The sequence below is a fragment of the Microbulbifer mixtoriginis (SeqCode) genome, from assembly GCF_052466865.1.
The window spans coordinates 2,756,118-2,776,471 of sequence record NZ_CP174293.1; the positions used below are offsets into that span (position 1 = coordinate 2,756,118).

Sequence of the window (20,354 nt, forward strand, 5' to 3'; positions counted from 1 at the left end):
CGCCTGATTCCTGGAGAATCTAATCTAAGTTATTCAGTGCATCTTCAAGAACTTCTTCAGGTGGTTCTTCATAGATGAGAGTTGTTGATGGATTCACGTGCCCAGCTATTTTCTGCGCGACCTTCACTGATTTCTTCTGTTTATGGATAACATTGGTAATTAGCGATCGACGCCCGCTATGCGAGCTGGCTTTTTCTATGCCAGCCCAATCACGCAGTATCAAAGCCATGTGTTCTTGGAGTGTATTAGGAGAGTAGGGGCCACCTTTTTGGGTGATAAAAAGAGGGGAAGAGGGCTTTAGTCTTTCCCCCTTGCCAAGCCGTAAGTTCAAATACCGAATAAGAGCATTGCGGAGATCCAGATCGACCATGGGGAGATCCCGCGATTTCCCTTTATGGTGCTTAACTGGCGGGTAAAAGTTTTCAGGGTTAACGTCAGCGCCAGATTTTGCTAAAGCTTCAATTTGCCGAACCACTTTGTCAAAACTCTCGATATCAAAGCTAATTGTTTTGCGTTGGTAGTGGCTTTTGGAGCGCCCCATGGCATCTGCACCCTTGGTATAGGCTGCAGGTAGGCTCATCACTTCCAACAATTTGAGTTCAGTGCCCATAGAATTAAGTTTGGCAACTTCCTTGACTTGCAAGAGAGCGATCTCTTGTGCACGAAGCCCCAGCTTAAAGCTGATCTGCATGATGGCCGTATTCTTTTCCGGGTGGCGGTGGTCCTGTATCACCTTGAATAGCAGACTTTGTTGTTCTCGTGTAGGGACGCGAGCTTGACCAGATTTGGGCATTAAAGGCCTCGAAATAGGGGTAAACCATAATCCGTAATAATGTTATTTTAACGGATTATGGCAGGGTATCTAGCTTAAATGCTAGATCTATAAGTGGCTATTCGAACGAAAGCCATAAGTGTACTTAGCTTATAGGCGCTTTTTTGATCAGCTTCATCCACATGAAGTTGCCAGTGTATTTCATAGGTAGATTCACTTATAAACCTATTAGCACGGTTCTTTTCAGCTCACTTGTCCAAATGTTTTTCAGAGTTGCGTGAGTAATTTGGTCTTAGGAAAAGGCTTTGATGCGCTCCAATGATTGTATACGAAAACACCTGGAAACCTGGAAACCTGGAAACCTTGGAACGCTGTAACCTTGAAACGGTGGAACCTTAGAACACAGGTGCAAAAAATGAAGATTACTCGGCCGGAACTAGAGTAGATGGACGCACGATTAAGTGTTTTAGTTGGAAATTAAGTGTTTTAGTTGGCAAAAATTAAGTACTTTAGTTGGGCGTCCAAAGTTACTAAGCTAGAGGGCTTGTTACAAGCCCACTATTTCCGATATTTGTGAATATCGGATATTTTATAAATGCCCGATTTTCCGTATAATTTGCCGCATTCCAACAACAACTCCATATTTCTATGTCTGCTTCCAACCGGCCACCAGCACCAATTATCGACAACCTGAGCAATCTTGAGAATCCATTTCGCTGCACCAGCTTTTCAGCTAGCCGTTATCTCAGCAAGCAGATTCCTGGTGCTGATACCGATCTGGAGTTCACGCTTAAGTTTCTTTACAGCTACAACGGCAGCCAGGCAACGTTCAACAGCTACCGCCGTGAACTTGAGCGCTTGCTGCAATGGGCGTGGCGCATTGAAGAAGTTTCAATAATGACTCTGAAGCGCGAACACATTGAGGAGTTTGTGCAGTTTTGCATTGAGCCGCCAATTGCCTGGATCGGGACTAAAAATGTTGCCAGATTCAAAACACAAAATGGCGAGCGCGTTGTGAATGCCGATTGGCGGCCATTCGTAGTCAGTGTGTCCAAAGTTGAGTTTCGTGCTGGCAAGACGGCTTCCCCCAAGGAGTTTCGGCCATCCCAGGCAGCGATCAAATGCATCTTTACTGCATTGTCATCCTTCTTTGATTTTCTCTATCAAGAAGGCTTGGTTCCAGCCAATCCTGTGGCACTGATTCGCCAGAAAAGTAAGTTTGTTCGACGTGAGCAACAAAGCCAGGTTGTGCGCCGAATCAGCAACTTGCAGTGGGACTATGTCCTGGAGACTGCTGAGATCATGGCCGAGACATCACCAACTGATCACGAGCGAACTTTATTCATTATGAACGCCCTATTCGCTATGTATTTGCGAATCTCTGAGTTGGTTGCGGATGAAAGATCGGCACCAGTTATGGGTGATTTCAAGAAAGATCGCGACGGAAACTGGTGGTTTCACGTTACGGGTAAAGGTAACAAAGGCCGGGCGATCACTGTTTGCGATCAAATGTTGAAGGCCTTGAAGCGCTACAGAAATTATTTGCAGCTCCCTGCTCTGCCCAGCATTAATGAGCAGACACCTCTGGTGCACAAGTCCCGTGGCAAGGGACCGGTTACCAGTACCCGACAGGTTCGCCTGATTGTTCAAAACTGCTTTGATGCTGCCCACCAACGGATGGTTGAAGAAGGCTTAGGGGAAGATGCTGAAGATCTTAAGGCTGCTACTGTTCACTGGCTCCGCCATACGGGTATTTCTGAAGATGTGAAGTACCGCCCCCGCGAGCATGTGCGCGATGATGCGGGACATGCAAGTATGGCTACGACCGATCGCTACATTGATTCCGATATGCGAGAGCGGCATGAAAGTGGGCGGAGTAAGCGGGTAAAGGAGGAGCGGTAATACTACCGCCCTACCCTATAATGAGGCTCAGGAGTCCTTATCCGGCCTTACTAGGTTTTCCGGAGTTCCTATTATGGTCTCCTTATCAATTGAGTTACGACCAGTAAACATGGAGTCAGATGATTTCGGAAGTTGGTAACTCAAGCTCTACCCGCCACTTCCTACCATAAACAATCTTCAGGCAAGGTTGCTGCTGTAGTGGAAGATAAATATCGTAACTAATCACACCGACTTGAATATATATTCCGGAGCTGTCTTCACAGACAAATATGGGGAATTTTTCATCATAGTGAATATCTAACACCAACTCCTCTACAGTTTCTCTTGTATGGTAATATCGCAAAAATTGCTGAGGTATGTAACTGAGCTTCTTATTGTTTGAATGAATCTCAGGTGCTCCCTCTATTGCCACCTCTCGACGTCTTAAGTCTACTGAATACGACATTGAAAAACCTTAAGGGTAGCCAATATGAAATATTTGGGGGCTGTAGGTACTCAGCCCCCCAGAGATATCATTATTGCCTGTTGATATTACTGCTAAGCGGCCTTAGCTATGTTAAGTTTTATTTGTTCTTCTTTTCGCGGATGGACTTTTCCGGTTTCTGAAAAGACTTTCAACTCCTCAAGCACAACCTTGGCAAGTTTGTTAAACTGCCTCTTCATTAGCACTCCCATAATCTGAGCAAATATGGGGAGCAAAGTTACACCAATTTCAAAGCTAACTCGTGACTGCCCATTAGCAACCGGTTCAACTTTCCAAGTATTAATCATGGATCTAACAAAGAATGGCATACTAGATAGCTTTACCTCATAGGAAAAAGTGTGCTGACCACTATCCACATTCACTAATGTTTCACTGGCAATGGCTCCATCAGGCAACTCGCACTTTCGACCATCACCTTTCGGTAAATCTGGATTTTCAGTGGATACAACAACAGCACTGGTCCAACTACTAATCTCGCTAAAATTACCTGATAATATTTCCCACACTTTATCAATAGAAGTGTTGATATTAATTTGATTGACAATCTTCATTTGCACTCTCCCAATTAAAAATTATGACGTAAAAATAAAGTATTCTGTTTTTAAGATATACGAACCCCTAAGCCTTAATTGCCTATTCATTAAAATCTGATTTTTAATATGTTTTACTGTTCGATATCTATAGGGCTTTACCTATATATTCAAACAGAAGTGGTTGGCCTTGTTACCGGAAATTGAATCTCACAAACGCAATCTTCAGGGTCCCCTTGGGATGGTGGCTTTATAAATATTTCTTTTGCAGGCCCTGATATTTGAAAATCACTATTCTCTATCCACCTACCTAGCTGAGCATATTTCTCATACCCGTTTTCAAATGCTCCTACCCTGATCGTAGAAATAACACTCTGCTCTGATTGGAGAACCCGTCCTTTAACTTCACTTCCTCCAGGTAGCAGTAGAACTCTTTCGATACTCCTCTTAACTGGAAACCCTACTTCGATATCTACGTTTTCAATACTAAAAGCATTACCGTGAAGTATGATCGTTAGAGGGCCAAGCTGGTCTTTCCCCGCCACGTCAGGTACATATTCCCTTAGCTGGGTCACCAAGTGGATTGTGTCAAATAGGTTTGGCATTATCTTTCTAACAGAATAGAAAGGCTGCTCAGCAATGCTTTTTAGAATAATTCCATCGAAATTCAAACTCTCAGGCCTTTCAGCCTCTTTTAGGCGTGCTTCAATGATCTTTAGGTGATTAATTTGTTCCTGAACTGTTTGCTCTATTTGTGCTTTTCTCAGCAGTAACATACCTTGAATTTCTTGCACCGATACGTCCTGAAGAACCATGACTTTAATTTGTTCAAGCGAAATTCCCAGCTCTTTCAAGGCGATAATACGGTTTAATTCAGGCAACTGATTAGTGCTGTAGTATCTATACCCTGTGGACTCGTCTGTGTGATCAGGCTGAAACAGACCAATTTGATCGTAATACCGTAATTGTGAAACAGCGGTCTGGGCTATTTTTGAAAACTCACCGATTCTAAACATAGTTCCACCTATCTGTTCGCCCTTCTGCGCGTGAGTTGAAGTATGGACTCTCAAGCCACTTGAGAGTCAACAGATAGATACAAGAAAGATCTCCTTGAGAGACAAAAAGTTATAACCGAAGAGTTAGATATAACCTTTTGAGCTTGAAAGGCAGAAGGCCCTCGTGAATTAAGGCCCGCGAGCTATTGGAAACGGGCACATTGCAAGTCGAACAGATCGCTTGGCAAGTGGGATATGAGGATATCAGCGCATTCCGGAAAATGTTTCACAAGCAGACCACTCTTTCTCCTCGGGAGTATCGACAGAGATTCTCAGGTGGCTCTAGAATGTAATTCCCCGAAAAGGCGGACTAATTGGTAAAGTACCCAATTTCACTAAAGGAATTGATCGAAGAGATTCTTGTTAAGTCCGGTAGCTAGATTGGTAGCTGAATGCCTCTATTTAGAGGTACGTAGATCAATATAAAAGTTAAACAGATATAACAATAAGATTAAAATCTTCCTAAAAGCTAAAAACTCTAACTAAAAAGTTAACCACATTCAAATAGTTGAGGAGTCATTTATCGTTCGAGCAAATATTATACCACCAACCGGCTAGCAGAAATACGAATCATTTCTCTTTGGAGATGCCGATAAGTATCCCCTCAACTCTACACTTCCTCCCCATCTCAGAAATTGCCCTGCAATTTTCAAAGGTAAATCGCAAGACTTCAATCTCGTCAAATACAGTGCCCTCAATGTGTAGGTCAAGATCTGAGTAATATTTGAAAAAATATTTTGTGAACAATTCTGGATATTCCAAAAATCAACAAGTTTTTTGTTAAATCATGGTATCAGCTGAACGAGCTCCCCTATATAGTGGCACCGTCTAACTTTGATTAAAAATAGGTTAGTTTTCATTCTTTTTTGAGATTTGGGAGAGATACCAAAGTGATTAAGAAAATTTTTTCGAAAAGAGATCTAAAGCTTCCAATCATTGGCGGCTTGATAGCGGCAGCAAGCTTGCTATCAACAACGGCAACAGCCGAAGTTGATATAAATCAATTACGTCAACAATCAAAAATTATGTTCGGCACTCTCTCAGAAACTATGCCAGGCAGTGAGAATGACACCCCAGCTATGGTTGAGCTTGGAAAAACACTGTTCATGGACAAACGGCTTTCAGTCAATGATAGCCAGTCCTGTAACAGCTGCCATCAAGTAGGGAACTACAACGGTTCGGGCGTTGACAATGAAGCGACATCACCGGGAGCTTTACCTGGTACCAAGGGTGATCGAAACTCTCCAACGGTCTGGAATTCAGGATTCCAAATGGCTCAATTCTGGGATGGTCGTGCAGAGGACCTGAAGGAACAGGCCAAAGGTCCAATTCTAAACCCTGTAGAGATGGGAATGCCTTCAGAAGAGGCTGTTGAGACAAAGATTTCAAAAATTGCCGAATATCAAGAAAGTTTCAAACACGCCTTTGGTAAAGAAAATGCTATCTCTTACGACAATATTGCTCAGGCCATAGCTGCATTTGAGCGCACCCTGATTACGAATGATCGTTTTGATGATTTTATGAGCGGCGATGATCAGGCTATGACAAAAAGTGAGTTAAAGGGCTTGCAAACCTTTATCAACACTGGTTGTTCGGCATGCCACAATGGTGCAACCTTGGGTGGAAACATGTACCAGAAGATGGGGCTAGTCAACCAATATCCACACCAAGAAGATTTAGGTCGTTATAAAGTTACAGGCCTTGAAAAAGATAAAATGATGTTTAAAGTTCCAATGTTACGCGATATAAGCAGAAGCGCTCCTTACTTCCACGACGGGCGTGTAGAAACCATTGAACAAGCAATTTACGATATGGCTTGGTACCAATTGGGGCAGAAATTAAGCACACAACAAGTAGATGATATTGCAACTTTCCTAAATGCTTTAGAGCATCAAACCCATTAAGGTATTTCCCACCCTTCGGGGTGGGCCCCTTTCGCTCTATTTAATTTTGGCTAGGCTCGCGGATTTTAAATCACTACTCATTGATAACTTATTATCACTCTGCCCTACCTTTGTGTATCAGCCACGTTCAGAGATAGAAGCTAGCGGACTAAACAGTTTCCTAATTGCTAACCAGTTGGTAATGTATAGCCCTCTAACAATATCTATACCAAGTCGGAAAAGTGAAATCCATAGTGAGGTGTACAGTTTTAGCTATCGATTTGCGGCAGCTCCATTAAATTACCGTTCACTACCTGAGCATTCAGTTATCAGTTGTCTTTATCGGAAGGTGTTCTGTCCGTTCAAGGTCAAGTAATCTGATTTATTCGGCGGAAGGTATCAAGTTAATCAGTAGTGATTAGTTTAGCTTTAGACGATAGTATCGAATTCACATCTTTTCAGTTATTAGCTACTAATACAAGTTGCGACAGACATGCCTTTGCTAATTAGATTTATTTAGATAAACCATTTGCACAAGGCGAGCCAAAGTCACTTTCTCAACACAGAAACCTAAGAGTATTACGAAATTATTAACGCAATATTTCATGAGATTGCAGAATCAACTTTTAAAAGCTTCGTGAGATCAGTTTCTCACTATACGCCATCTCTGTTTGACCCGATCAACAACAAGGTCTTACATTGCTGAACGAATTTTGAAGTTCGAACAGCCAGCATACATCACTTACTTTATCCAATAATAATTTAATATGCGGCATTGCATGAAATTCGTGGAACTTTCTAAATTATATGATTAATTTTTAACAAAAAATATTTCCCCTCCAAAGAGTTACTTCTATTTGGTCAAAAAAAACAATATAGGACTTGATCATGAAGCTCAAAAAAATAGGTGCGTGTATCGCACTTATGTTTATTCTAATTTTACCAGCATATGCCCATGCAGGATTGTGGGATAAATTTACAACCTGGGTTGTTGATACTTGGGATACTGTTGAAGAGAGAGTTGAAGAGATTATTGAGGATGTCGTTACAACTGTAGAGGATGGTGTAACGTCAGCAATTGGTTTCTTTGTAGATACCGGAGAGTGGATATACGATGGACTAACGACCGTGGTTGAAGGTTCACTTAATTTCTTCTACGGCGTTGCCGATGGTACAGTCACGGCATTAAATTACTTCGGCATGGATCTCGATATATCGGACTGGTTCACCACGGGGGGGCAGAATTCCGAGGACGGTGCGCGGCTGTGGAGCCTTACAGACTATGATACGTCCTCGCATCCTGCATATTTAAATGCCTTCCGTGATCGGCAGGTAGCTTATATCGAACGCGTTCTTGATTCATCCAAAGCCGAACCTAATAACGATCATTATGTACTCAGGGCATATTATGATTTACCACTGGATAAAGAGGCTCTGGCTCGGGGGCTGACCGATCTTTTTACACCAGGAAAGCACGCTTACAAAAACCCTGATATGCGCCTGATAGAATATATTAGGCTATTGGCGGAGAGTGATGAGTACGATGATATTATCCTGAGTGAAATTATCAAACTACCTTATTGGCAGGATGAAGATACTGAAGGAAAGCGAGTTTACACTTCTGAAAATCACATACTTATGTGGCTATCTTCCAGCTGGTTACTATCTGAAATGGAAGGTTGGGATATAGGTGGTGGGCCCGAAAAACTAAGGGAGCGTCTTGTACGTTATCTGGAGGTTAAAAAGCAGTTTGGAGTATATGAGTCTACTTCAAATGTTTATAGCCCATTTTCCCTGACAGCATTGTTAAATTTATACGACTATGCCCAGGATACAGAGATTAAAACCCTAGCTGGACAGGTTGCCCTCATTTTTCTTAATGATATCGCTATGGTCACCAATGACCTTGGTGCTGCTATAGCTGTCGATTCAAGGACCTATGAAGGTGTTCACCAAGATCTTAACTTCTTGAATAATAAGTTCGCACGATATACCGCGTTGATTACTGGCAAAGGTCCACAAGATTTTACGGGTAGTACCCATATGGATATTTTTGCCATGACTACACTAGATGTAAGCAGTGTTGCCTATAATCGCCTTGAAAAACTTAATGGTGAGATTAACATAAGCTATTCTTCCGGCCACCCTATCACTGAAGTTGATACCGTATGGGCTGGGTTGGACCTCCAAGATAAGTTAATTTTCTCTCAATCTGCCGGCGCCTATGCCCACCCAGAACTGATTGATGAGATGCTGGAATATTACCTGAATCCACTTGCCGGTCTGAACTTCTTTTTGGAAGATTTGATTGTGGAGTCTAACCTGGCAGATGACGTAGTCGACATGTCAGGTGTTCTTCTTACTGAAACCAGTGCACCTTTCACCACAAGCTCAATTATTTCAGAAAAAACCATGGATCTGTATCGCCATGGCAATGTGCAATTATCGTCATACCAGGATTTCCATGCGGGGAATGCAGGTTGGCAGCAGCTGCCCTGGATAGCAACAACCGGTACTATACCGGTTTATACTCGTTCAGGTGCGGAATACGGTGGCTGGAAGGCTGGTGGCCAGGAGCAAATGAACACGCACTTACCCTATATAAAGCAAAATGAGAATGTAGCCATGGTTTTGTACAAACCTGCGATGGAGCTGCGCTTTATGGATGGTGTTAACAGAGCAACTGACTTCTTACCTGTAGATGACTTTCTAACTGCACCAGTAAATTTGCATTGGCCAACAGAGCAATTCGATGAAGCAACCAGTTTCCAGAACTGGTTGTTTGCACGTGAGGGTGATGGTTATGTGGCTGTTTATCGTCACTGCCTGGATACCAAAACCTTTATTCGTAATGAGGAGGTTGTAGAAATTTACAGCTGTAGTGCTGATGAACAAGTCTGGGCAACAGTTGTTGGTAATACGCAGACTCACGAAAGCTTTAGTAATTTCATTTTTACTGTGTCACAAGCCAAGATTAAGAGTAAATGGTACTGGAGCTGGGCAGAGACCCGCCATGTGTGGGAGACAACTTTAGAAGTCGATGGAAAGACCTTAAGTTTTGGCTGGGAAGCAAACGTAGATGATTTAACGGATAGAGAAATGTGGGAATTGGCCAGTGCTAATAACGCATCTACTATCGAAATGGCTTCGGTGAGTGGATTCCAGGTCAATAATGTAACAGACACAGAAACTAATACCGGTCATGGTAACTGCGAGAGTTCAAACGATGTGCTTTTACATCAAAATGTAAGCTTTAACGGTTTTGATCCAACAATATTACGTATGGCAGAGGCCGATAACGGTGAATGCTATCTGATTAACGTAGAAGATCAGTCACAAGATATGGAATTGCTCCATGAAGGTGAAAAGGTCGATGTAGTGCGTTTTACTAACCGGCGCTTTGTAGGTGGCGAGGCTGATAAGGCTTACGGGATAAATCACGAATGGACTACTATAGAGTTGGACTTCAGTTATGAAAACCCTGTGGTGTTTGCTTCAGTAATTGGTATTGCCGGCACTGACCCGATAACAACTGAGATTCGCAATATCACTTCAACCAGCTTCGATGTGCGTGTTGCGGAGTTTGCCTGGAACGATGGCATCCATACATCGGAAGTGGTGCATTATGTAGTGATGGAGGCTGGTAGTTACTCAATTGCCAATGGATTGCAGCTTCATATTGGCGCCGTTGCACTGGAAGATAATTTGAGTGGCTCCCCGGACTTTGAAACTGTCGGGGTCGACTTACAGGATTACTTACTGATCAGCCAAGTACAAGGTAGTGACAGGGATGAAACACTAAGTACGCGTGTCAGAAATAAGAAAACTGGCACATTTGAAATGAGCCTGATGGTACAGGAGGCAAACAGCAATAAAGAGGAAACTATAAAAGCAGTTGTAGGTTATATGGCTGTCGGAAAGCCCCCCGTTAAATCCTTAAAAGTGGCACTTAAAGGTGCCCACGGGAAGTATCTGGGCGCCGCAGGTAATGGAGGAAATGGCAAAACTGCCAACGCCAATGCCTCAGTAATTGGTAGCCATGAGACTATTGTCCTTACAGGAAATAGCCTGCAACAAGGTTGCCTAATAGACGGGGATGACGTATGGCTGCAAAGCACCGATGGTTATTACTACAGTGCCCAACAAAGTGGTGCTTTAGATGTCGATAGAACGGCTAGGTACAGCTGGGAAACATTTAAGTTGATCAATCACTCAGACAATTCGGGCTGTTTACAAAATGGTGACGTGATCTCCTTATACAACCCAGAACATGGTAATTTCATCGTTGCAGAATCAGATGGCCGGGCTAATGCGAATCGCAAAGCAATAGGTTCCTGGGAGAAATTTATTGTTTACGATCTAAACGATAACTAACAAGTACCAGGCGGGCACCCACATCCATTCTTACTCGGTTTGGGTGCCCTAATCTTTGGAGATTACGTATCTGCAAAATTATCCTGTGTCAATAAGCTAGACAGATACTCATCAGTGATCCTAACTCGGAGCTTTTCAAGCTCCAAACTTTGGCTCCGGGAGCCCCCGAACACCAAGGCCATGAATAGCAAAAATACTACCTGGCTGCGGGTGACGAGCCAGTTCCTCAGGAGTTACAAATGATTGCTGTGAAGTAACATAGAGAGTTTCATAATTGTCGCCGCCGAATGTGACGCAGGTGGGACTTCGGATCGGTAGGTCAATCTCACGATCAAGGCGGCCCTTAGGATCAATCCTTAAAACCTTACCGCCAAGATTCAAAGCAAACCAATAATACCCTTCAGCATCGACTGTTGCGCCATCTACAATCGCGGGCTTACGCTCTTGAACTGAAAAGAACGGCCTTCGGTTACTGATACGGCCCTCATCCATATCCAAGTCAAATACATAGACCATGCCACCAATGGTATCGCCAAAGTACATACGAGTGTCCTCTGGGTCGAAAGCAATCCCATTGGAACATACAAAGGAAAAGTCTTTAGCAACCTGGCGCACGCTAAAATCAGGCTCAAGGCAATATAAATGAGAGACTTTACCTTTCAATTGCGTATCCATACTACCGCACCAAAAACGCCCTCTTCGATCGATCTTTCCATCGTTTAGCCGATTTTGGGGTAGAGTCGGTTCCGGATCAACAACTGTCTCAAACTCCCCTGTTTCGAGGTCAATGGTGCAGAATCCTGAATTGGCAGCGCCAACTAACCCTCTCCCCTTACGGAAACCAAAGGACCCTACCTGCTCCGGCATTTCCCAAGTCTTTCTTTCACCAGTAGAGATGTTTAGCCGCCGAATCGATGGCCGCCGGGGCCCTGCCAAATCAACCGAAGGGCCGACATGATCCGCCCAGTAGATAGAAGTGTCTTCTGCATGCCAGATGGGTGTTTCTCCCAATCCATCGTTACACTCCCAAAGACATTCAATCTCCATTTTCAAAACCCTTCTTAATAGTTTCAGTAGGTCTTAGACTTGAAACTTGGATGGAATAGGAACATCAATATCCTCAGTATGTAGCAATGCGGCCTCTATTCCAGCATGGACACCAAGTGCTGAGGTCTCTCTGGACATGCTGGGTGTACCAAGGTTTTCGGGCAAAGCCGCTACTTGAGGTAATTGCGGGAGGTGAATCCACCCTGCGCGTATATCCAGCTGATTGCTGGCAATAAAGTGCAAAACGCCATACATCAAGTGATTACAGCAAAAAGTGGCGGCATTATCCGAAATATCTGTAGGCACTCCGGCTTCACGCATTGCCCTAACCATAGCTCTGAGAGGAAGATTACTACGATAGGCTACCGGTCCATTGGCAACCGTAGGTGCGCCCTGCATCTCTACGCCACGATTATCCTTTAGGTTGTATCGAGTAGAATCGTTAAAATTTTGAGCAATTCGCTCTACCGTAACCATCGATCGCCCACCATATTCACCCATCATGATCACTATTTGTGGACGGAGCTCATCTATAGCGCTAGTTACTACGTCAATACACTCAAAGAAGTTACTAGGAACCAGGATTCCAAAAACATCTGAATTCCCAATACGGGTACCATCCAAAACACGCATTACCGATTCTGCAGGATTTATTGGCGTATGCCCGAATGGTTCAAAGCCGGTCACTAAAACCTTTTTCATGACAATGCTCTTTGAGTAGTTTGAAATTGGCCTTCAGAAATGTGTTGTCTGATTCTATTTATCAAGAATAGAAACTTTTAAGGGCTCAGACTTAAAAGAACGGCTTTATATGAATACTGATTAAGTACTTTACTTGGCCGTCCACACAGTTGGACTGTCCAGGATAAGTGTTTAATTTTCGCCAATTCCGGCTGAGCTTTCATCCATCATCCAGCACAGTCATAACACAATCCAAACCCTTAACTCCTTGATGGGTTGCAAATTCGGCTACAGTGAAGACACTGAACTAATCAGACCTCGCCCCATCCACGGATTTCTGTTGAACCGGTGTGGTCGGTGCATACCGATACAACTCCCAACCCCCTTCGGGATTTAGATGGAAGGGGTTTACGGTGCCCAGCCACATAAAAGCTGGGTGGTTGATCATCGTACGGAAACCGAAATTACCCGAATTACCTACACCATTTATAGTGGCAGGGATTGCTTGTAGATCTGGAGAGAAAAAACGATAGAGTTTTGCACCAGAGATTGATGGGCTGGATAACGCATCCTCAAGAAGCATCAGCAATTCCGAGGGAAGCTCACCCGCAAGATCAATTACACTCGGTATAAGTGAGCTGACGTCAAGTGTAGCCAGATACAGATTGTCTCCAGTCACTCCCAGGCGCCAAGTGTATACATTAAACAGCCAGCCCAGTCCGGCTCCCCCTAGCTTTGGAGGCCCTGACAAGGTTTGAGTTTCCACAAACTTGTTGAGATCGGGGTCCCAAGCCTGAACCCTTTCATACCCATAGAGAACTTCAACATTTGGCTGCCCTTCTCCTTCAAAGTTGTCCCCGCGGAATACGGTTGTTGCTCTATGGGTTGCCATAATGGTGTCCAGCTCTCCAATAGGAGTACCCCATGTCTCACCATAGGCGAGAACATGGCTCCTGAATCCACCGAACGGAAAGTTGATCGTACCCCAGTAGAGATTCCCACGCCATGAAGTAATATCTCCACCGGCATAGGCTCGAGCGCTGACAGGGTCTGGCTCGTACTCGCTAATATTCCAAACTTCCTCCCACTCTTCGACATCATTGGGCATGAAGCCACCCGAAGGTATTTGGGGACTCATCACTATCCCGGCGTAGGCTTGCACCTCTCCTGTTTCAATATCAACATTCGGCCAGGTAGACGAAAATATACGCCCGTTGTGTATCGTCATGTCTGCCGGAGTACTTTCCATAGTACCGATGATTTCAAAATGGAATGGATCATCGAGATTACCCATCCAACGCAGAACCCGGCCCGCCCCACCAAGATCCTCTTGCAATCGCACACCGGTATATAAAACGCCTTCGTAGTTAAGAAACTCACGGATATTCGAATATTCAGAAAATTTCTTTGACCCCAAATACCGTCCGGTACTTGCCTGCCAAGCCAACATGATAATGCTGTTACCACTGCCAACGCCGGCAATTCCCTCCTGTATACCACCCGGCCCGGCAAGAAAAATCACATCGTCCGCGTAGCCACCCGAGCGTAATCCAAGGATGTCCTGTAGAAGCGGATCGTAAGTGGGAGTAACTTCTGTGACTTCAAGTGTACAAGTATCCATACGGTAGGCAGAGGGAGCCCGCCAGTCCCCAAGGTTCTTGAGGTTTGGGTTTTCCTGAGCAAGTATCCCATCGGCAAACTCGCACACCCAACCCTGGGTTGGGGCTAATAGCGGTGTCAATACTGCGGTTGGTGACGCTTGTGCGGTACAGAGAAAATTACTGCCGGTTCCCCAGTATAAAAATTGGGGAGATTCAGCCATTCCCCAAATCCGCGTACCGTTGCGTTTAGGTTCTCCTACTGAACAGATGCCGTCCACTAACTCTGGATAAGGTTGACCAACTCCATTGAAGCATTCATCGACTGGCGCTTTAAATAGCTTGTCAAAATGCGGCTTAACCCGTTTGCACATTTCATCTGGATAAGCCGAAATCCCTATTTCTGGAATAGCCAATTGGGCTGTGGCGAAAATTGGAACTGTGGAAGTTAAAAGTAACGAAAGTGCAATATATGATGTGGTTTTCATCAGCATCCCCTACCCTACCCACGACCGCTACTGCGGAAGGTTCAACGGTTGTTGTTCTTAGTTATTGCTAGTTTGGCGCTCTAACAAAATCCAAGACTATGTAGAGATTAGGTGGCAGCGGGATAAAGGAAATGATTTTTACTAGGAATCACCCGCCAAATATTGTTTGATCACAACCGCTTGATGATGTCTTACGAGTCGCACCTTTGAACCATAGATCTGTAGAAAGACAGCAGAAGCGTTTTTCAGATAAACGTGAACTTGGTCTCCAATAACTAAAGAACAATCTGCAGGCTTATATCTCGGTATGTCGACCAATGCCTAGCGACATGTATCTCTCACTGAGAGTGAGTGTACTTAACACTCTCTCTTATATCACACGCCTGGAATGCGCCGCCAGCAAGTGTGGTACGGTGCATCACGACTTCCGGAGCGAACCTGCCCTACATATACAGAGTTTTTTCTGCCTCAATTTGTTGAGGAGGATTGGCGATATTCCAGGGATATTGCTGTTAAGGCGTACGTTGTTCAGAAGTTGAGGCAAACCTATTCGCTGATAGTTGGCTAGCTTTTAGTGCTTAAACGCTATCAGAATGAAAGGGTTATGCTATGCCATCGCTAATAACTCTCTCTAAGCATACTAGGAGTAGTTAAAGACAAGGCAGAATTGAAAACCTTATCCAAGGCCAAATACTGGTCGTTCAATTAAGTACTTTACTTGGCCGTTCACTGCATTCCAACAACAACTTCATTTCCTTTCTATGTCTGCCTCCAATCAATCACCAGCACCAATCATCGATAACCTGAGTAATCTTGAGAATCCATTCCGCTGCACCAGCTTTTCCGCTAGTCATTATCTCAGTAAGCAGATTCCTGGTGCGGATACCGATCTGGAGTTTACGCTCAAGTTTCTTTACAGCTACAACGGTAGCCAGGCAACGTTTAATAGTTATCGCCGCGAACTTGAACGACTACTGCAGTGGGCTTGGGGTATCGAAGAAGTTTCAATCTCGTCACTCAAGCGTGAGCATATAGAGGATTTTGTTCAGTTCTGTATTGAACCGCCACCTGCCTGGATCGGTACAAAGAATGTCGCCCGGTTTAAAACTAGAAACGGCGAACGTGTTGTTAATTAAGATTGGCGACCATTCGTAGTCAGTGTATCTAAGGTTGAGTTTCGTTCAGGTAAGACACCATCCGCCAAGGACTTCCGGCCATCTCAGGCGGCCATCAAGTGTATCTTTACCGCACTGTCTTCTTTCTTCGACTTCCTCTTTCAGGAAGGCTTGGTTCCCGCCAACCCTGTGGCATTGATCCGGCAAAAAAGTAAGTTCATCCGGCGTGAGCAACAAAGCCAGGTAGTTAGGCGCATCAGCAATCTGCAGTGGGATTATGTGTTGGAAACTGCTGAGGTTATGGCCGAGATGTCACCACTTGAGCACGAGCGTACATTGTTCATTATGAACGCCCTATTCGCTATGTATCTGCGTATCTCTGAGCTGGTTGCCGATGAAAGATCGACACACGTTATGGGTGACTTCAAGAAAGATCGCGACGGAAACTGGTGGTTTCACGTCACCGGTAAGGGTAATAAAGGCCGAGCCATTACCGTGTGCAACCAGATGTTAAGTGCCTTAAAGCGCTATAGAATCCAGTTGCAGCTCCCTGCTCTGCCCAGCATCAATGAGCAGACACCCTTGGTGCAAAAATCTCGCGGCAAGGGACCTGCCACCAGTACACGCCAAGTTCGACATATCGTACAGAACTGTTTCGATGCCGCTTACCAACGGATGGTTGAAGAAGGCCTTGGTGTAGATGCGGAAGACTTGAAAGCTGCCACGGTGCACTGGCTAAGACACACTGGAATCTCCGAAGATGTGAAATATCGTCCCAGGGAACATGTTCGTGATGATGCGGGCCATGCAAGTATGGCCACAACCGATCGCTATATTGATTCCGATATGCGGGAACGGCATGAAAGTGGACGAAGCAAGCGGGTTAAGGAGGGGCGGTAAAACTACCGCCCTACTCTACTGTCAAGTATGCACTATTCAAAAATAAAACGATTATGGCTCGCTAATGACAGCAGTAGGATTACGTCTAGATATTTATTTTAATCAACATTACATATACCACTTTAAAAGATATATTATTTAAACACTAACAAGCTCGTCCGTCAGGATAAATTTCCTAATGGGTTTGCGATTCATATTTTTAAAAGATTAACTATGTAATAGATCAAAAGTAGACAGGCGCGGGATATCACCAAATGAGTAATTCATGGAGCAGCGAATCTATCTACGCGCCAAATGAACAAACTGCAGTTACTAATTGAACTCAAGCAATATGAAAGCCAAGTCAATTTTAGCCAGAGTGCTAACTGTCATCTCAATATGCATAGTTATCCCAGCCTGCTCTCAAAGAATAGCTAGCTCAATAGAAAAAGCTGAAAACTTTTCCTTTGTTGACAGAATAACTCCCGAACGTATTAAGAAGTTAGACTTTAGGAAAAATGAATATTGCCCATCTAAGAAAAAGGTATGTATAAGCTATTATTACGGCTCACCTTTAGACGAAAATAACCTTAACTACTCTGTAACATTAAACCGTGGCGAAAGAGAAAATATCGTTAAGATTAACTTAAATAGAAATTCTTTAGATCGAAGTTACTTTGGCACGGTAGTCTTATTGCATGGATTCCGTACTTCAAAAGAGTTTATGTTGGATTCTGCTCTATATTTCCGCTTTCTTGGATTTCAGGTTATTGTTCCGGATCTTCTCGGTCACGGTGATACTGGTGGCAGGAGGAAATATGGAGTAGATGATAGTCAATATATTAGTGCTCTTATCGACAACCTAATTGAAGAAGGGACCATCAAAGGTGGAAAAATATATATTGTTGGAAGCTCTATGGGAGCCTTAACGGCATCACATATTTCCACTTCAAGATCAGATATCAGTGGAATCATTCTTTTAGCTCCGATGCTGCAATTTGATGAGGCTGTATACAATTATGCAAAAATTGATCACCCCATACTTAGCAGGATTATCCCTGAGAGAGACATACGCAACGGGGCGATTTTGGCTCTTAGAAAATCTAACATAGATTTGAAGGATACAAACATAAAACCCCTCTTAAAATCCTCAAAGACTCCGACTCTACTAATACTCTCAGATTCAGACCAAATTTCACCATATGCAAGTTACAAGCAGTTGAAGAAAGATAATATCGAAATATTCAAAATTAATGGCAGGTTTCATCCAAGCATGAATACAATAGGTAATATCGAGCATAATGCAATTGTTAAATGGCTCAATACTACTCAGTAATACTGTCTATAAACTTTTCGGATATATTCAAAATTTAAATATCGTTGGGTGAATCTACCAGAGGCAAAGCGAGATAGAGCAGTTACCTTAGTTGATCCTATAAGTTTTTTTCATAATAAGCTTGGATAAGCCACGACCACGACTACCTAATGACCAAATAAAGGTCATGTTTTTGGGTGTTCCCACACACTGTCTGGTCGATAGCGAAATGGAAACAACCATTAATCAACGACTGCTATTATTTGAGTTTGAGTAAATGTCTGCTTACATCCTACTCGCCCCTTGATTCATAAAGGAGATGTGCATGAAGAAGCATTCATTCTTATTCATAATGATTTTGATTGCTCTTGCCTTTATAGGGTTTAACGCAGCGGCTGAAGAAGGTAAGCCTAAGCCTCCTCAAAGTAGTGAAGGCAATATTTGTAGTAATGAATATGTCTTATGCACTTCCGCCCCTTGTATCCCGGACCCTAGAAATCCGGATTCAAATGCAATTTGCCAATGTGATGTTAACAAGGGTTTAAACTTCGGGATGTCAGCATGTAAAGCCCGGATTCCTGTGACTGACTCGACCGGTGTAAAAAAAGTCTTATCGACTTTTTCTTTCGCTCAGGCACCGACTAAACCAGTGCTTTCCTGTCCAGAAGGTAAACCTTGGACGGATTGCCTGGATCAACCCTGTATCGTCGACCCAATGAATCCACTCAAAGCCATTTGCACATGCAAAATAGTACGTGATCAGCCTTTTGTAACTTTCGGAGGAGACTGCGTCACGTTGACTTGTGATACCGGCTACTGGTCAGGCGCAACAGTAGGGTCCTATATTGGGGCAAGCAGGCAACTGATGAAGGCTTTTGGTTTAGACCAGACACCTGCTAAATATTGTGCGGGAACGAAGGCGAAAGTCTCAGAGTGACCCAGGCTTGACTGGCAAGTCGCCCTACAGACGTCTAATCTAATGCCAAGATAATATCTACTCTTCTAGCTCTCCCCTTGCCATAACTTTACGAGGCTTCCAATGAGAAAAGCAACCAGTGAACAAGTAAGCGCAAAGGATCAAGCCAGACTTAAGGCTCCAACTGATTTGGGCGAGAACGCTAGGAGTAGCATTACTACTGCCGTCAATACGCTACTGGCAGACACCTTTGGCTTATACATGAAAACGAAGAATTTTCACTGGCATGTGAGCGGTCCGCACTTCCGGGACTACCATCTACTGTTTGATGATCAGGCCAGTCAAATTTTTGAGATGACCGATGTTTTGGCAGAGCGTGTGCGTAAACTGGGGGGAACCACACTTCGCTCCATTGGCCAGATCGCCAAACTACAACGATCTTCAGATAATGATGCGGATTATGTAGACCCACAAGATATGCTCACGGAACTTGCCGAAGACAATCAGCAAATGATTGCGAATATGCGCAAAGTCCATGAGCTTTGCGATGAGCATCGTGACATTGCAACTGCGAGCATACTGGAGGAGTATATTGATCAGGCTGAAAGGCGATCTTGGTTCTTATTTGAGGCTAGCCGGAGTTCAGGATTAACGCACCACTGAGCGTCACCCAAAAGACGCAATAATTTTGTGCTCTAGTTGAAGAAGGGAGTTGTTGTATTTTTAGCGGACAACAATTCCTTTCTTACATCTCTTCTTTACTAAAACTTTCCACTTACCTACAGCGTTATATTTGAGTGCTTGACTGCTTGGGGGCAATCGACCGGAAAATATTACCTAACTTGATGTTTTTATTGAGGTTTTATCCCTTCAATTTTCGACTCAGATTCATGATACGGGAAAATAACTAAGTGAAGGGCTAGAGGGAAAATGAGTACATCATGAATCATTAGTTTTCTTGTAACTTCAAGTCACAAAGGGTGATACCAGGGAATATAGAGCGAGGAAATCCTATGCATGTTGGTGAAAAAAGCTGCGAACGTACTCTGTGATTGACCTCAACTAAGTATTTATACGCATGAAAGAAAGAGAAAAATTGTTGAAAGAAGGTATTTCTGAGAGCATCACTGCTGGTATTGAGACATTATTTCAAGTTGGTGAATTTAACCACTTTATTAACTGGTTGAGCATAAGGAAAGTCCCTCTGGATTCCAACTTAATTACAGAGGTCCAGTTTGATGTCAGCTCCCTGTAAAATTGACATATGACGCCTTTTTAATCCTGATGCCAATGGTATTAAGTTTGAAATCTTTCA

At 43.7% G+C, this 20,354-nt stretch carries 17 protein-coding genes; 10 read left to right on the forward strand and 7 right to left on the reverse strand.

Annotated features, from left to right (window positions below):
• Positions 1 to 19 precede the first annotated feature (19 nt).
• Positions 20 to 793 carry a tyrosine-type recombinase/integrase gene (locus ACJJJA_RS12495; RefSeq protein ID WP_444904812.1) on the reverse strand — a complete coding sequence of 258 codons (774 nt, stop codon included), beginning with the start codon at positions 791 to 793 and terminating at the stop codon, positions 20 to 22.
• 627 nt (positions 794 to 1,420) lie between these two features.
• Between ACJJJA_RS12495 and ACJJJA_RS12500 the strand changes: the two genes are divergently transcribed.
• The gene (locus ACJJJA_RS12500; protein WP_282932847.1) at positions 1,421 to 2,674 is read left to right on the forward strand and encodes a tyrosine-type recombinase/integrase; all 1,254 of its coding nucleotides are present in this window, start codon (positions 1,421 to 1,423) and stop codon (positions 2,672 to 2,674) included.
• 115 nt (positions 2,675 to 2,789) lie between these two features.
• Here ACJJJA_RS12500 and ACJJJA_RS12505 read toward each other — a convergent pair whose 3' ends face one another.
• From ACJJJA_RS12505 to ACJJJA_RS12515, 3 genes are all read right to left on the reverse strand, one after another.
• Positions 2,790 to 3,119, reverse strand: a complete 330-nt coding sequence (locus ACJJJA_RS12505) for a hypothetical protein (RefSeq protein ID WP_444904813.1) — start codon at positions 3,117 to 3,119, stop codon at positions 2,790 to 2,792.
• 92 nt (positions 3,120 to 3,211) lie between these two features.
• Positions 3,212 to 3,709, reverse strand: a complete 498-nt coding sequence (locus ACJJJA_RS12510) for an SRPBCC family protein (protein ID WP_252081688.1) — start codon at positions 3,707 to 3,709, stop codon at positions 3,212 to 3,214.
• A 149-nt stretch (positions 3,710 to 3,858) separates the two neighbouring features.
• A complete protein-coding gene (locus ACJJJA_RS12515; RefSeq protein WP_444904814.1) occupies positions 3,859 to 4,704 on the reverse strand; it encodes a MerR family transcriptional regulator in 846 nt (281 codons plus the stop codon).
• A 167-nt stretch (positions 4,705 to 4,871) separates the two neighbouring features.
• Here ACJJJA_RS12515 and ACJJJA_RS12520 point away from each other — a divergent pair, with 167 nt between their 5' ends.
• The 3 genes from ACJJJA_RS12520 (at position 4,872) to ACJJJA_RS12530 (ending at position 11,000) form a co-directional block, all read left to right on the forward strand.
• Positions 4,872 to 5,036 carry a helix-turn-helix domain-containing protein gene (locus ACJJJA_RS12520; RefSeq protein ID WP_444905243.1) on the forward strand — a complete coding sequence of 55 codons (165 nt, stop codon included), beginning with the start codon at positions 4,872 to 4,874 and terminating at the stop codon, positions 5,034 to 5,036.
• Positions 5,037 to 5,633: 597 nt separating this feature from the next.
• Complete coding sequence (locus tag ACJJJA_RS12525; RefSeq protein ID WP_444904815.1) at positions 5,634 to 6,647, forward strand: cytochrome-c peroxidase; 1,014 nt, start codon at positions 5,634 to 5,636, stop codon at positions 6,645 to 6,647.
• A gap of 867 nt (positions 6,648 to 7,514) precedes the next feature.
• Positions 7,515 to 11,000: a fascin domain-containing protein gene (locus ACJJJA_RS12530; protein ID WP_444904816.1), complete on the forward strand. Its 3,486-nt coding sequence runs from the start codon at positions 7,515 to 7,517 to the stop codon at positions 10,998 to 11,000.
• A gap of 135 nt (positions 11,001 to 11,135) precedes the next feature.
• Here ACJJJA_RS12530 and ACJJJA_RS12535 read toward each other — a convergent pair whose 3' ends face one another.
• The 3 genes from ACJJJA_RS12535 to ACJJJA_RS12545 all read right to left on the reverse strand — a co-directional run bounded on the left by ACJJJA_RS12535 (position 11,136) and on the right by ACJJJA_RS12545 (position 14,814).
• Positions 11,136 to 12,047: an SMP-30/gluconolactonase/LRE family protein gene (locus ACJJJA_RS12535; protein WP_444904817.1), complete on the reverse strand. Its 912-nt coding sequence runs from the start codon at positions 12,045 to 12,047 to the stop codon at positions 11,136 to 11,138.
• Positions 12,048 to 12,080: 33 nt separating this feature from the next.
• Complete coding sequence (pcp, locus tag ACJJJA_RS12540) at positions 12,081 to 12,749, reverse strand: pyroglutamyl-peptidase I (RefSeq protein WP_444886241.1); 669 nt, start codon at positions 12,747 to 12,749, stop codon at positions 12,081 to 12,083.
• Positions 12,750 to 13,035: 286 nt separating this feature from the next.
• A complete protein-coding gene (locus ACJJJA_RS12545; protein ID WP_444904818.1) occupies positions 13,036 to 14,814 on the reverse strand; it encodes a hypothetical protein in 1,779 nt (592 codons plus the stop codon).
• Positions 14,815 to 15,575: 761 nt separating this feature from the next.
• Here ACJJJA_RS12545 and ACJJJA_RS12550 point away from each other — a divergent pair.
• From ACJJJA_RS12550 to ACJJJA_RS12575, 6 genes are all read left to right on the forward strand, one after another.
• The gene (locus ACJJJA_RS12550) at positions 15,576 to 15,950 is read left to right on the forward strand and encodes a hypothetical protein (protein WP_444904819.1); all 375 of its coding nucleotides are present in this window, start codon (positions 15,576 to 15,578) and stop codon (positions 15,948 to 15,950) included.
• A 150-nt stretch (positions 15,951 to 16,100) separates the two neighbouring features.
• A complete protein-coding gene (locus ACJJJA_RS12555) occupies positions 16,101 to 16,829 on the forward strand; it encodes a site-specific integrase (protein WP_444904820.1) in 729 nt (242 codons plus the stop codon).
• Positions 16,830 to 17,160: 331 nt separating this feature from the next.
• The gene (locus ACJJJA_RS12560) at positions 17,161 to 18,144 is read left to right on the forward strand and encodes an alpha/beta hydrolase (protein ID WP_444904821.1); all 984 of its coding nucleotides are present in this window, start codon (positions 17,161 to 17,163) and stop codon (positions 18,142 to 18,144) included.
• A 304-nt stretch (positions 18,145 to 18,448) separates the two neighbouring features.
• Positions 18,449 to 19,060: a hypothetical protein gene (locus ACJJJA_RS12565; RefSeq protein ID WP_444904822.1), complete on the forward strand. Its 612-nt coding sequence runs from the start codon at positions 18,449 to 18,451 to the stop codon at positions 19,058 to 19,060.
• A 102-nt stretch (positions 19,061 to 19,162) separates the two neighbouring features.
• Positions 19,163 to 19,702, forward strand: coding sequence for a Dps family protein (locus ACJJJA_RS12570; RefSeq protein WP_252081703.1), 540 nt, complete (start codon positions 19,163 to 19,165; stop codon positions 19,700 to 19,702).
• A gap of 415 nt (positions 19,703 to 20,117) precedes the next feature.
• Positions 20,118 to 20,294, forward strand: coding sequence for a hypothetical protein (locus tag ACJJJA_RS12575; RefSeq protein WP_444904823.1), 177 nt, complete (start codon positions 20,118 to 20,120; stop codon positions 20,292 to 20,294).
• Positions 20,295 to 20,354: the final 60 nt, after the last annotated feature.

What these genes read in the sequence shown, in the direction of transcription:
- ACJJJA_RS12495 (WP_444904812.1), bottom strand. Translation starts at nt 793, where the DNA reads ATGCCCAAATCTGGTCAAGCTCGCGTCCCTACACGAGAACAACAAAGT.
- ACJJJA_RS12550 (WP_444904819.1), top strand. Translation starts at nt 15,576, where the DNA reads ATGTCTGCCTCCAATCAATCACCAGCACCAATCATCGATAACCTGAGT.
- ACJJJA_RS12510 (WP_252081688.1), bottom strand. Translation starts at nt 3,709, where the DNA reads ATGAAGATTGTCAATCAAATTAATATCAACACTTCTATTGATAAAGTG.
- ACJJJA_RS12500 (WP_282932847.1), top strand. Translation starts at nt 1,421, where the DNA reads ATGTCTGCTTCCAACCGGCCACCAGCACCAATTATCGACAACCTGAGC.
- ACJJJA_RS12560 (WP_444904821.1), top strand. Translation starts at nt 17,161, where the DNA reads ATGAAAGCCAAGTCAATTTTAGCCAGAGTGCTAACTGTCATCTCAATA.
- ACJJJA_RS12535 (WP_444904817.1), bottom strand. Translation starts at nt 12,047, where the DNA reads ATGGAGATTGAATGTCTTTGGGAGTGTAACGATGGATTGGGAGAAACA.
- ACJJJA_RS12530 (WP_444904816.1), top strand. Translation starts at nt 7,515, where the DNA reads ATGAAGCTCAAAAAAATAGGTGCGTGTATCGCACTTATGTTTATTCTA.
- ACJJJA_RS12565 (WP_444904822.1), top strand. Translation starts at nt 18,449, where the DNA reads ATGAAGAAGCATTCATTCTTATTCATAATGATTTTGATTGCTCTTGCC.
- ACJJJA_RS12515 (WP_444904814.1), bottom strand. Translation starts at nt 4,704, where the DNA reads ATGTTTAGAATCGGTGAGTTTTCAAAAATAGCCCAGACCGCTGTTTCA.
- ACJJJA_RS12505 (WP_444904813.1), bottom strand. Translation starts at nt 3,119, where the DNA reads ATGTCGTATTCAGTAGACTTAAGACGTCGAGAGGTGGCAATAGAGGGA.
- pcp (WP_444886241.1), bottom strand. Translation starts at nt 12,749, where the DNA reads ATGAAAAAGGTTTTAGTGACCGGCTTTGAACCATTCGGGCATACGCCA.
- ACJJJA_RS12575 (WP_444904823.1), top strand. Translation starts at nt 20,118, where the DNA reads ATGAAAGAAAGAGAAAAATTGTTGAAAGAAGGTATTTCTGAGAGCATC.
- ACJJJA_RS12545 (WP_444904818.1), bottom strand. Translation starts at nt 14,814, where the DNA reads ATGAAAACCACATCATATATTGCACTTTCGTTACTTTTAACTTCCACA.
- ACJJJA_RS12570 (WP_252081703.1), top strand. Translation starts at nt 19,163, where the DNA reads ATGAGAAAAGCAACCAGTGAACAAGTAAGCGCAAAGGATCAAGCCAGA.